The 11322-nt window shown below is 40.1% G+C and carries 14 protein-coding genes; 10 read left to right on the forward strand and 4 right to left on the reverse strand.

The annotated features are described in order from the left end of the window. The first annotated feature begins 34 nt into the window (after nt 1-34). The 5 genes from AC0VYC_RS05190 (at nt 35) to AC0VYC_RS05210 (ending at nt 4740) form a co-directional block, all read left to right on the forward strand. Nucleotides 35-985: an ABC transporter permease gene (locus AC0VYC_RS05190; RefSeq protein WP_475389603.1), complete on the forward strand. Its 951-nt coding sequence runs from the start codon at nt 35-37 to the stop codon at nt 983-985. Continuing rightward, nucleotides 978-1928 carry an iron chelate uptake ABC transporter family permease subunit gene (locus AC0VYC_RS05195; RefSeq protein WP_045034717.1) on the forward strand — a complete coding sequence of 317 codons (951 nt, stop codon included), beginning with the start codon at nt 978-980 and terminating at the stop codon, nt 1926-1928. Before AC0VYC_RS05190 ends, AC0VYC_RS05195 begins: the two co-directional genes overlap by 8 nt. After that, nucleotides 1919-2677 carry an iron ABC transporter ATP-binding protein gene (locus AC0VYC_RS05200; RefSeq protein ID WP_019743341.1) on the forward strand — a complete coding sequence of 253 codons (759 nt, stop codon included), beginning with the start codon at nt 1919-1921 and terminating at the stop codon, nt 2675-2677. Before AC0VYC_RS05195 ends, AC0VYC_RS05200 begins: the two co-directional genes overlap by 10 nt. Nucleotides 2678-2699: 22 nt before the next feature. After that, nucleotides 2700-3644 carry a siderophore ABC transporter substrate-binding protein gene (locus AC0VYC_RS05205; RefSeq protein WP_144678945.1) on the forward strand — a complete coding sequence of 315 codons (945 nt, stop codon included), beginning with the start codon at nt 2700-2702 and terminating at the stop codon, nt 3642-3644. A 139-nt stretch (nt 3645-3783) separates the two neighbouring features. Continuing rightward, nucleotides 3784-4740: an LCP family protein gene (locus AC0VYC_RS05210; RefSeq protein WP_007499147.1), complete on the forward strand. Its 957-nt coding sequence runs from the start codon at nt 3784-3786 to the stop codon at nt 4738-4740. Between the two features lie 232 nt (nt 4741-4972). On the opposite strand, the gene AC0VYC_RS05215 is transcribed toward AC0VYC_RS05210, so the two are convergent. Both AC0VYC_RS05215 and AC0VYC_RS05220 read right to left on the reverse strand, forming a co-directional pair. After that, nucleotides 4973-5407 (reverse strand): enoyl-CoA hydratase, encoded by a 435-nt coding sequence (locus AC0VYC_RS05215; protein ID WP_268416794.1) that lies wholly within the window; start codon nt 5405-5407, stop codon nt 4973-4975. 85 nt (nt 5408-5492) lie between these two features. Then, nucleotides 5493-5855, reverse strand: a complete 363-nt coding sequence (locus AC0VYC_RS05220; protein WP_017360224.1) for a YhjD family protein — start codon at nt 5853-5855, stop codon at nt 5493-5495. 158 nt (nt 5856-6013) lie between these two features. Between AC0VYC_RS05220 and AC0VYC_RS05225 the strand changes: the two genes are divergently transcribed. Then, nucleotides 6014-6631, forward strand: a complete 618-nt coding sequence (locus AC0VYC_RS05225; protein WP_017366969.1) for a TVP38/TMEM64 family protein — start codon at nt 6014-6016, stop codon at nt 6629-6631. Further along, nucleotides 6631-7143, forward strand: coding sequence for a signal peptidase I (gene lepB / locus AC0VYC_RS05230; RefSeq protein ID WP_007499139.1), 513 nt, complete (start codon nt 6631-6633; stop codon nt 7141-7143). Before AC0VYC_RS05225 ends, lepB begins: the two co-directional genes overlap by 1 nt. Nucleotides 7144-7382: 239 nt before the next feature. On the opposite strand, the gene AC0VYC_RS05235 is transcribed toward lepB, so the two are convergent. Continuing rightward, nucleotides 7383-8525 (reverse strand): AbrB family transcriptional regulator, encoded by a 1143-nt coding sequence (locus AC0VYC_RS05235; protein ID WP_007499137.1) that lies wholly within the window; start codon nt 8523-8525, stop codon nt 7383-7385. Nucleotides 8526-8800: 275 nt separating this feature from the next. Between AC0VYC_RS05235 and AC0VYC_RS05240 the strand changes: the two genes are divergently transcribed. The 3 genes from AC0VYC_RS05240 to AC0VYC_RS05250 are packed head-to-tail and all read left to right on the forward strand — an operon-like array spanning nt 8801 to nt 10523. Then, entirely contained in the window at nt 8801-9223 is a 423-nt protein-coding gene (locus AC0VYC_RS05240) for a BlaI/MecI/CopY family transcriptional regulator (RefSeq protein WP_007499135.1), read from the forward strand. Further along, nucleotides 9216-10055 (forward strand): M56 family metallopeptidase, encoded by an 840-nt coding sequence (locus AC0VYC_RS05245; protein ID WP_475389608.1) that lies wholly within the window; start codon nt 9216-9218, stop codon nt 10053-10055. Before AC0VYC_RS05240 ends, AC0VYC_RS05245 begins: the two co-directional genes overlap by 8 nt. Before the next feature lie 57 nt (nt 10056-10112). Next, nucleotides 10113-10523: a DoxX family protein gene (locus AC0VYC_RS05250; protein WP_008348626.1), complete on the forward strand. Its 411-nt coding sequence runs from the start codon at nt 10113-10115 to the stop codon at nt 10521-10523. 191 nt (nt 10524-10714) lie between these two features. Here AC0VYC_RS05250 and AC0VYC_RS05255 read toward each other — a convergent pair whose 3' ends face one another. Continuing rightward, on the reverse strand, nt 10715-11161 hold the full coding sequence (locus AC0VYC_RS05255; protein WP_007499129.1) for a ferritin-like domain-containing protein: 447 nt from the start codon (nt 11159-11161) through the stop codon (nt 10715-10717). Between the last annotated feature and the right edge of the window lie 161 nt (nt 11162-11322).

The raw sequence follows: 11322 nt of genomic DNA on the forward strand, positions 1-11322 counted from the left end.
TGGCAGAGAGCTTGATAGAAAGTGTGAACCCTGTATGAAGTTGTACCAATTAAGTTTGTTGTTTTTGTGTTTGGCATGTGCGTCGCTGTTTGTCGGGGTACAGGACCTGTCTCTTTTACAGTTGTTTCATCTATCAGATGAACAAATGAACACCTTATTTTCAAGTCGCATCCCGCGGCTAATGAGTATTGTGCTTGCTGGCATGAGCCTGAGCTTATGCGGTTTTATCATGCAAAGCATGACGAGAAATAAATTTGTCTCTCCAACGACTGCAGGAACAATGGATTGGGCCAAGCTGGGTATTTTAACCGCCATGCTTGTTTTTACACAGGCAAGCCCACTGATGAAAATGGCGAGTGCGTTTTTATTTACGTTAGCTGGCAATCTATTATTCTTAAAAATTTTACGCCATATTAAGGTGAACGATACGATCTACGTACCGTTAGTCGGCTTAATGTTTGGCGGAATTGTTAGTTCAATTTCCACGTTTATAGCCTATAAATATGATTTGATCCAAAACGTATCCGCATGGCTGCAAGGGGATTTTACTCTTATTGTTCAGGGGCGTTATGAACTGCTCTATGTGAGTGTTCCTCTATTGATCATCGCGTATTTATATGCTGACCGCTTTACAGTGGCTGGTATGGGTGAGAGCTTTGCCGTCAATTTAGGTTTAACGTATAAACGTGTCATGGCAGTTGGTTTGGTGATTGTTTCGATGATTACTTCTGTAACGATTTTGACTGTTGGCATGCTGCCATTCCTCGGCTTAATCATTCCGAATATTGTATCGATCTACCGAGGGGATCACTTGAAAAAGAGCCTGCCGCATACGGCTTTATTAGGGGCCATTTTTGTGCTCATATGTGATGTACTCGGACGGGTGATCATTTATCCATATGAAATATCTGTCGGGCTTATGGTTGGCATCATTGGAAGTGCGATCTTCCTGTACATGTTATTAAGGAGGAAGCGCTATGCATAAGAAACGAACATTATTTCTCATTGCAGCCATTGCAGCCGTATTCGTTGTCATCTTCGTCACCTTTCAAATGGGGTACTGGGAGTACACAGTGCCGAGCCGTTTAAAAAAGGTGCTTGCCATGACTTTGACAGGAGGCGCGATTGCCTTTTCCTCTGTTGTGTTTCAAACATTGACCAATAACCGAATCTTAACGCCAAGCATTTTAGGGTTAGACGCGCTTTACTTGTTTTTGCAAACGGCGATTATTTATCTTTTTGGATCGACCAATATGATGATCGCGAATAAGAACCTGAATTTCTTTCTCTGCGTTGGATTAATGATTCTTTTTTCTGTGCTGCTCTATACGGTCATGTTCAAACGCAAAAACAAGCATATTTTCTTACTCCTGCTTGTCGGGATTGTGTTTGGAACATTGTTCAAAAGTCTTTCTTCCTTTATGGAAATGCTCATTGACCCGAATGAATACCAAGTCGTACAGGACAAGTCCTTTGCCAGCTTTAATCACATGAACACAGATATTTTACTCTTCGCTTCTCTTTTATTTGCGGCACTTTGTCTTTATATATGGACCTTCCGCGCGAAATTAGATGTCATGTCATTAGGAAAGGAACAGGCTGTGAATCTTGGGATTGACTATGACGGGATCACAAAAAAGATGCTGATCGTCATTGCCGTCCTTGTTTCGATTGCGACGGCCCTCGTCGGCCCGATTACGTTTCTTGGCTTACTCGTCGTAAATGTGGCAAGAGAGCTGTTTCGTACATATCGGCACACGTACTTGCTATTAGGCTCGTTTTTCATTAGTGTCATTGCGCTTGTAGGCGGGGAATTTCTTGTGGAAAAGGTATTTACGTTTCAAACACCGCTTAGTGTGCTAATTGATTTAGTCGGCGGACTGTATTTTATTTATCTACTTTTAAAGGAGAGTCGTTCATGGTCGTGATGAAGGGAGTCAGTAAGACATATAACGGAAAAACAGTGCTTCACGAAACAACTGTCAGTGTAAAAAAAGGACAGCTGACCTCTCTCATTGGTCCAAATGGCGCAGGCAAAAGTACGCTTTTGTCCATCATGAGCCGCCTGATTCAACCTGATACTGGGGAAGCTTATTTAGAGGACAAACCTTATCGTGCTTACTCTCCTCAGGAGCTTGCGAAAAAAATGAGCATCTTGAAGCAGTCGAACCACATGAGTGTGCGTCTGACCGTTCGTGAGCTTGTCAGCTTTGGCCGCTTTCCTTACTCTCAAGGCCGCTTGACAAAAGAAGATGAGAACATGATTGATGTGTCGCTTCAATACATGAGACTCGTCGAAATCCAGCATCAATATTTAGATGAACTAAGCGGCGGACAAAGGCAGAGAGCCTTTATTGCCATGGTGCTAGCTCAGGATACGGATTATATTTTCTTAGATGAGCCTTTAAATAATTTAGATATGAACCATTCAGTTGAAATGATGAAGCTGTTTCAGCAGCTCGTGAAAGATCTTGGAAAAACGATTGTTGTTGTTCTCCATGATATTAACTTTGCATCTGTCTATTCAGATCACATCGTCGCCTTAAAAGAGGGTCAGGTGATCAAAGAAGGAAGCGTTGATGAAGTGATTCAAACAGAAGCACTTGAACACATTTATGACATGCGCATACCGATCGAAGTCATTCGTGGTGAGCGTATTTGCTTATATTTTTCTTAAAAAAATGAAGAGGTGATCAATCATGAAAAAATGGATTTGGATGATAACAGTATTAACAGCGATTGCTGTCCTTGCTGCCTGTGGTAACCAAGGAGAAACAGCGGGAACGAATGAGGAAACCGTAACAGTAAAGGATATGTTGAATAAAGACGGTGTGAAGGTCAAGAAAAACCCGAAAAAAGTCGTCGTCTTTGATATGGGAAGTCTCGATACACTTGATAAGCTTGGTGTCAACGTGACAGCCTTACCAAAACAAGTGATCCCTACATATTTATCTAAATATGAAAGTGACAAATATGAAAATGTCGGCGGGTTAAAAGAGCCAAACTTTGAGAAAATTGCAGAGATGAAGCCAGATTTGATCATAATTCAGCACCGTCAAGCGGATGCATTTGATGAATTTTCTAAAATTGCTCCGACGATTTATATGGATGTAGATAATGCAAACTATATGGAATCATTTAAAAAGAATGCTGAAACATTAGGAAAGATTTTTGATAAAGAAGACCAAGTGAAAAAAGAACTTTCTGCCATTGACCAAAAAGTGACTGCATTAAAGAAACAAGCAAAAGAGTTAAAGAAAAATGGTCTCGTCATTATGGCGAACGACAGCAAAATGACGGCATTTGGTCCTAAGTCAAGATATGGTCTGATCCATGATGTATTTGGCATCACACCAGCAGATCAAAAGCTAGAGCCATCTGATAAACATGGACAAAGCATTTCGTATGAGTATATGGTCAAAACGAACCCAGATTACTTATTTGTCGTGGATCGAGGCGCGGCGATTGGAGAAGAAACGTCTGCGAAACAGCTTGTTGAAAATGATTATGTGAAATCAGTCAAAGCGGTTAAAAACAATCATGTGGTGTATTTAAACTCTGACATGTGGTATTTAGCAGGCGGCGGCCTTGAATCATTGAATGCGATGATTGATGAAGTGAAAAAAGGAATTGAACAAAAGTAATGGATGAAAAGCTGCTTATTTTGAGCAGCTTTTTTATTGTGGATACATAAAAATATGTTGCGTGCAGGAAACTTTCATCAAAATATGTTATAGTGGAACCTACATTGTGAGACTAAGATAGAGTGAGGGTTCGGAAAGGATGAAGGAGAAAACAAGATCAAAAAGAAGGCTAAGACCTTGGGTGAAAGTCGTGCTGTTTATCATGGCATTTGTCATGATCATGGCAGTATCTGTCACAGGATACGCATACTATAAAATTTCAAAAGCGTCGAATAAAGCGCAAGTATCTTTAGAAAGAGGAGAGACCTCGCAAAAGCGTGTGAAAGCTTTTGATCCAGGAAAGGATAGCTTTTCGGTGCTGCTCTTAGGGATTGACAGCCGTCCAGGTGAAACGGTAGACGAAGCAAGAAGTGATGCGGTCTTACTGGCGACGGTGAATCGAACAGACAAAACGATCAAGCTCCTAAGTATTCCTCGTGATTCTTATGTTGATATACCGGGGAGAGGATATGATAAAATTGCTCACGCCCATGCGTTTGGGAGTGCAGATTTATCAGTCAAAACGGTAGAGAATTTGTTAAACATCCCGGTAGACTATGTGATTGCAGGAAACTTTAAGGCGTTTCAAGACATTGTCGATGAGCTAAATGGAATTGACGTAACGATTGAAGATGAAGGCATTGCAAAACAAATGGAAAAGGATTCGAAAGGAAAAGTTCATGTGGAAACCGGCACGCATACGCTCAGTGGTGAAGAAGCATTAGCGTTTGTGAGAACGAGAAAGGCAGATAGTGATCTCATGCGTGGAAAGCGCCAAATGGAAGCACTTCAAGCCATCTTTGAAAAATCCAAATCCATTTCTTCCATACCGTCTTATGACAACATCATTGATACTCTTGGGGATAACGTCTCCACCAATTTATCCATGAAACAGTTGATCGGTCTATTCCCTTTACTGAGTTCATTAAAATCAGTGGATACCATCCAGTTAAAAGGGCACGATTACCAGCCTGGGAATGTGTATTACTTTGAGTTAGATGGACCAGGATTAGAAGAAGTGAGACAAGAGCTGAGAAAACAGCTCGAATTGTCATAATTGAGAAAGAGCCTGCCGCTGTGGCAGGCTTCAGCGTGTAGACAAAACCTCGCATTCTTTGTCAGTCCTGCGTGCTGGTGCTCACGAATGTGAAATTCGCTCCGCGCCAGTACTCGTCCTTTCTAGACTGCAAAGGTTTTCTATCACGCTGAAAAGAAGACAAAGGGCTAAAATAAAGTTCATTTTAGCCCTTTTTCAACAATCTGGAGCCTGCCACTGTGGCAGGCTTTTTTTAATAATAGAGGGTTGCAGGCATCGTTGGGTACCACACACCATTTAAAGCAAGCGCCCAGCCATACACCTTTTGACCTGATTCAATCTTGTCCTTTACCGAAATGAGCGCTTCGTATGAAAAGACTTGATAAGTCTGTCCGGTTTTTTTTGCGACAATGACCGATAGAATATTGTCATTGAATACACTTGGCTCTTCGTCCGTACTCGTCCAAGCAATTCGATTATAGTAATTCATGTTGAAAGGATTTTCGAGTGCTTTCACTTCAAACTTCACTCGTTTTCCAACGATAGAAACCGTTGTATAGGCTACACTTGTTATTTGTGCAGATGCTGCTGGGGCTTGTTTTCCTGTCTGCAGTGGTTCTAATGCTGACACTGTGCTTGGCACAAGTAATCCTGCTGCTAAGGTGAGTGCTGTTATTTTTTTGAACATGATTCGGAACCTCCTAATTTTTGGTATAAAAATCAATTCGCCAACAACTGAAGAGTTCCTTCTATAAATGTAAAATATAACCATATTATTTTCCTGAATGGAGGAAATAATGGGTGAGCATTTCCTCTACACGATGACGTATACGGGGATTAAAATATTTATGCTTTTCTTCATAGCCATTTATCAGAAATAAATATGTCGTAAATCCTTCATCGTGTTCAATTTGCTGTACGTTCATTTTTTCTTTACGTAACTGTTGTTTCAGTTGATAAAGGGCTTTTTGTGCTTCTTTTAATGAAGAGGTGACTAGCTGAATATATGGTTCATTTAGTTTGAATGTTTGATGTTTTTTAAGGTACGTCAAATCACGATTGAGGATGGAGATGACCATTGGAAGAAAGATGGCCTGTTCCATCATCTGAAGCTGTACGCTTGATAATCTCGTCATGTCCATGCCTGCTTTCTTTATTTATAGAACATTTGTTCTTATTTATTATATCGGATGAATTAAAAAATCTCAAGGGGGGCTGAGAGGGATTCATTTGTATATTTTTATGTTTTCCATGTAAAATGAAAGATAGACAAACCTTGAAGGAGTCAAACAAGTTGCCATTATTTCTTTCTATATTTACTCATGAAAATATCACATCATTTTTTGAAAGCTACAAGGCTTTTGGACCCATTGTGGCTATATTACTCCCTTTAATAGAAGCATTTCTACCGTTTTTACCTCTCGTGGCATTTGCGGTGGCCAATGCAAATGCTTTTGGGCTATGGGAAGGCTTTTTATTGACCTGGATTGGTGCAAGTGCAGGGTCTATCCTTGTCTTTTTACTGATCAGAAAATTTGGACAGATGAGGATGCTGAACTTTATTAGCAGACACCCTTCTATTCAAAAGCTAATGCTTTGGGTTGAAAAGCGGGGATTTGGTCCGTTATTTATTTTACTCTGCTTTCCTTTTACACCTTCTGCTGCCGTTAATGTCGTAGCAGGTCTATCAAGAATCAGCGTCTGGCAGTTCTCATTAGCTGCTTTATCAGGGAAGTGTGTCATGCTCTTTATTATTAGTTTTATCGGCTATGACATTTCAGCTTTAGTAAAGAATCCGTTAAGAAGTGTTTTTGCGGTTCTAGTCATTGCTTTATTATGGTATGTTGGAAAGAGAGTAGAAAATAGGTTGAATATTCGGATGAGTCAGCGTGAGGACAAAGGAGGCTCTTAATGAAAAAGAAGCCATTGCTATGGTTCATGATTATTACATGCATTGTCTTGTTGTTCCAAGTAAAGAATTTCATGTTTGTCACGTACAAAGTAGAAGGGGTTAGTATGGACCCGACATTTACAGATGGAACAGAATTATTAATTAACAAGTTCTCGCCAAAACTCACGAAAATTAGCCGGTTTGACTATGTGTTATTTCATGGCCCTAAAAATCAAATCTTGATCAAACGGGTCATTGGACTTCCAGGAGAAACAATCAAATATGAAGATGATCAACTGTTTGTTGATGGTGTAAAATGGAAAGAGCCGTATTTAAAAGAGCAGAAAAAACATAAAATGGGCAACGTCCTAACAGGTGATTTTCAGCTAAAAGCCATCACCGGTCGTCAGAACATACAAAACAATCATTACTTCGTGATCGGAGATAATCGAATACATAGCTTTGACAGCCGGCATTTTGGAACGATCTCAAAGGATCAAGTAGTCGGTGTAAAAAGGAATCATGATGAATAAAAAAGAGCCGCTCTGCTTATGCAAAGCGGCTCAGCGTGTAGACAAACCCTCGCATTCGTTGTCATGTCTGCGCTCCAGTGCTCACGAATGTCAAATTCGCTCCGCTCTGGTGCTCGACCTTCCTAGACTGCAAAGGTTTTCTATCACGCTGAAAAGAAGACAACGGGCTAAAATCAACATCATTTTAGCCCGTTGTCAGATAATCTGAAAGCCGCTCTGCTTATGCAAAGCGGCTCTTTTTATTTAGCGGCTTTATAATCAGTCTGTCTTTTTGCCCAGACATGATGTAAGAAACGAAAAAACGGTGGCAGCATGGCGATGACCAAAATAATTCTAACGACTTGTACAGCCACAACAAATGTGGAATCCTCATGAAGTGTAACAGCTGTTGTGGCCATTTCCGCAATACCGCCAGGCGAAAAAGCAAGAATGGCCGTAATGACAGAAATACCTGTTATTTCTGCGATGGCAATTGAACTGAGAACGGTCGCAGCAATCAATCCGGCTGAGCTGACGACGGCCACAATCAAGGTATTTTTTAGCCCGACAAACATTTGTTTATTCATTTTTGACCCGATGGTTGCCCCTAGAAATACCTGTGACGCAATGTTCGCTTGGGCTGGCCAGTAAGGAATCAAATCATGACCTGTCAAGGCGCCTGCCCCTACTTGGAGAGCCGCCACACCTAACATACTGCCGATCAGCCATGGGGCGGGAAAGTGAAGACGCACGGCTAGGCGTGACATCAGCCATGCCCCTAAAATGAGTGCAGCAGTCCAAGAAATGTTTGATATTGTGAAAACGCCTGATGAGAAGGCGCTGCCTTGGGCGACTACCACATCTGATTGGCTTTTTGTATTTAAATAAAATACCGTAAATGGAATGGTCAGTACGACCATTAACACACGTATCGTTTGTACAAGACTCACTACAGCTGTATTTGCTCCAACCTCTTGGGCGATGCCCGGCATAGCGGAAAGACCGCCGGGGGCAGTGCCGACAAAGCTGGTCAGCATATCTGTTTTACTCAGCTTCCATAAGACAAACCCGGAGAGCATGGCTAATAAAATAGAAAAGACGAGCATGAAACTCACGGGAAGCCAATTTTCAGCGAAAATGTGAAGGACTTTCATGTTCATTTTTTGTCCTAGTTCGATTCCGAGAATGAATTGACCAAGGAGTAGCCATCTGCTGTGAATACGTAAGGTATTCTTTCCTTTACGCTGAAACAGGGCGGGACGGCGCAGGGCAATAAATGCAGCTGTCATTAATGTGCCAATCATCCAGCCGATAGACATCCCTGTTAGAGACAAAAGGAATCCACCTAAACCGCTTACCGCAATCAAAATGAGATCGGTTCGAAGGCTGTTTCCTTGCTTCATCACGTATAAACCTTCTTCCTGTATATTTGTTCAGTAAGTGAAATGTTGTTATCTTCACTATAATACAAAAGTCTCTATAAATAAAATACGAATTTTTTTAGTATTTTCATAAGATTATCTTATGGTTAACTCTGTTAGAAAAGAGATTTTTTTGATATAAATGACATATAATTTTCGCCAAAAACAAATACAATATACAACGATTTTCCCCTATTTTTGTTATCTGTTGACTATCATTTTCAATTACACTACAATGCTTAGTGTGAGGTGATGACATGAAAATTCCTTCTTTTAAATATAACGAAAAGGGATTGAACCGCTTTTTCGGCCCTTTAGAAGGAAGGATTATGGAGATCCTTTATCAAGGTGAGGATATGCCGATTAAAGAGGTACAGCAGAAGCTGTCAGATGAGAAGCCAATTAATTTCAACACGGTCATGACGGTACTCAATCGATTAACCGAAAAAGGAATTGTGGAAAAGAAAACAAAAGGGCGTTCATCTATCTATAACCCTGTTTTAACAAAAGAAGAATTTCTAAATGAGCAAACGAAATGGATTACTCAAGGACTGATGGATGATTTCGGCCCCCTTGCAGTCAATCATATGGTGGACGCAATTGAAAGTGCTGATCCTGAATTACTGAAGGTACTCGAAGCAAGGCTTGCATCCAAAAAAGAGGAGAAACGACATGATTAAAATGAAGTCGACTCTGCTGTTTTTAGGCGGTATATTGATTGGCTTAGTGATCTTTTACCAGATGGGCTATTATGTACTCTCAAGCTTTTTTGGCTGGAATCAAGCATATAACCTGATCCATGTATGTCAATCTGTTCTCGAATTTTATGGATTCACTCCTTTAAAGTATTTTCTGGATGCGTTCGTCTTGTATACGCTTGGTTTTGCCGTTTTCTATATGACAAAGCAGGTCAGAAAGTATCTTCATTTCAAAAGAAATATGATGATGGCAGTCGATCAACATGCAACGCAAAGTCTATCAGACAATTATAGAAATGAGATCATTGTGTTTCATTGCCATGAACCGCTTGCTTTCGCAATGGGGATGCTTCGGCCAAAAGTGTATCTCTCAACAGCGCTTATAGACATGCTGGATGAAGGGGAAATCGATGCTGTTGTCTATCACGAATTACATCACAAATACAGCTACGACCCTTTAAAGACTTTCACTTTCTCTATGCTCACAAAAGTGATTTGGTACATTCCTGTGTTAAAGCATATGAGACAAAGTTACTCCGTTTTTCGTGAAGTCATTGCAGATGACTATGCCATTCAGCAGACAGGGACTGAGCTTGGAGTAGGGCAAGCCCTTTTGAAACTCATTAAAAATAGAACCCAGTTTCAAAAACAAACGAAATTTGCCGTGTCCTTTGGAGATCGAGCATTGAATTTAAGAATCCAAAAAATCTTAAACCCAACATACAACATACCGTTCAATGTACCACTTATCCCAATTGTGACATCAACCATCCTCATGTTGGTCTTAATGATTATGCTCAACTTAAATTACTAATTTTTTTTACGAATGAACATTACATGATGTAGTGTAAAAATGGGAGGAAATCACTATATGAAAACAAATCAAGAAATAGGAACACTTTTTGTACGCGTCATCTTAGGCATTATTTTCTTTTTACATGGGCTTCAAGCATATCAAGGTGGACTAGGAGGCACTGCTGCATTTTTTGGTCAAATTGGTGTCCCAGAATTTATGGCCTATATTGTCAAAACAATTGAACTGGTTGGTGGAATTGCCCTGATTCTAGGTTTAGGCACACGTCTTTTCGCAGCTTTATTTGTGCCAATTATGGCTGTAGCCATTATCACAGTTGGTTTTGCAAGAGGATTTGTGGGCGGTTATGAATTTGAACTTTCTTTAATGGTCATGGCGCTTTACTTGACACTTAGTGGCAGCAAGATGCTATCGATTGATGGATTGTTAAAACAACAGCAGCAAAGCAATGAAGCAAAATTTCATTAAATAACAAAAAACTCCTTCTGCGATTTGTAGCAGAGGAGTTTTTTTATGGTTAAAAGGTCGTTTTATCATTAAAAAAGGAAAAGCGAAGAGGCGTTTTGATGATGACAGCCCTTTATTTCACATATTGAATGAGCAAAAAAGCAATTTCATTTTTTGACGGAACATACGATCTCCTATTAAAATAGGGGTAACTAAGAAACATGGTGCGTTAAAAGATATAGAAACCAGACGGCATGCTGCTGTTCATCTTGAGCAATACGCTTCATTAATTCCTTTGTTCCTTGATCACGGACATAGTCTGATACCGTTAAGTAAAAATCGACTGTTTTTTGTTCGTCTTTAAAGGCAAATAAGAGACCTTCCCTAAATTGGTCTGGACAAGGCTCTGTTATGCTTGGTTTGTGGTTTTTACCAGTCAAAGAATAGTATAGCTTTGTAAATAGCTGATAATGTCTGACTTCATCCTGACGTATTTCTTGAATGATTTTTTTCGCTTCAGGATTTTTTGCTTTTTGTGCAAGTTTTTCATAGCATTGGATCGCAGAATATTCGCCATTGATGGCCTTTTCAAGGTCTGCAATGATCCTTGTGTTTTGGCGCATGTCATATGGCGAGTAGTCATAATAACCGTAATACATGATATTGCCAGCCTCCTTTTAGATCATGATGGTTTATGATATGAAAAGAGTCGGGAAAGGTGCCTATTTTCTTTTCAATCGGAGGAGAAAGGGAAGGTGATAGGAAAATAGCTATTTACCTTTATTTTCGCTAGAATATGAGTACATAAGAAAGGTGTTGT

The sequence above is a fragment of the Bacillus sp. iso_77 genome, assembly GCF_056173625.1.

Coding starts and splice junctions, on each gene's coding strand:
- AC0VYC_RS05190 (WP_475389603.1), top strand. CDS start 35: ATGAAGTTGTACCAATTAAGTTTGTTGTTTTTGTGTTTGGCATGTGCG.
- AC0VYC_RS05195 (WP_045034717.1), top strand. CDS start 978: ATGCATAAGAAACGAACATTATTTCTCATTGCAGCCATTGCAGCCGTA.
- AC0VYC_RS05200 (WP_019743341.1), top strand. CDS start 1,919: ATGGTCGTGATGAAGGGAGTCAGTAAGACATATAACGGAAAAACAGTG.
- AC0VYC_RS05205 (WP_144678945.1), top strand. CDS start 2,700: ATGAAAAAATGGATTTGGATGATAACAGTATTAACAGCGATTGCTGTC.
- AC0VYC_RS05210 (WP_007499147.1), top strand. CDS start 3,784: ATGAAGGAGAAAACAAGATCAAAAAGAAGGCTAAGACCTTGGGTGAAA.
- AC0VYC_RS05215 (WP_268416794.1), bottom strand. CDS start 5,407: ATGTTCAAAAAAATAACAGCACTCACCTTAGCAGCAGGATTACTTGTG.
- AC0VYC_RS05220 (WP_017360224.1), bottom strand. CDS start 5,855: ATGACGAGATTATCAAGCGTACAGCTTCAGATGATGGAACAGGCCATC.
- lepB (WP_007499139.1), top strand. CDS start 6,631: ATGAAAAAGAAGCCATTGCTATGGTTCATGATTATTACATGCATTGTC.
- AC0VYC_RS05235 (WP_007499137.1), bottom strand. CDS start 8,525: ATGAAGCAAGGAAACAGCCTTCGAACCGATCTCATTTTGATTGCGGTA.
- AC0VYC_RS05240 (WP_007499135.1), top strand. CDS start 8,801: ATGAAAATTCCTTCTTTTAAATATAACGAAAAGGGATTGAACCGCTTT.
- AC0VYC_RS05245 (WP_475389608.1), top strand. CDS start 9,216: ATGATTAAAATGAAGTCGACTCTGCTGTTTTTAGGCGGTATATTGATT.
- AC0VYC_RS05250 (WP_008348626.1), top strand. CDS start 10,113: ATGAAAACAAATCAAGAAATAGGAACACTTTTTGTACGCGTCATCTTA.
- AC0VYC_RS05255 (WP_007499129.1), bottom strand. CDS start 11,161: ATGTATTACGGTTATTATGACTACTCGCCATATGACATGCGCCAAAAC.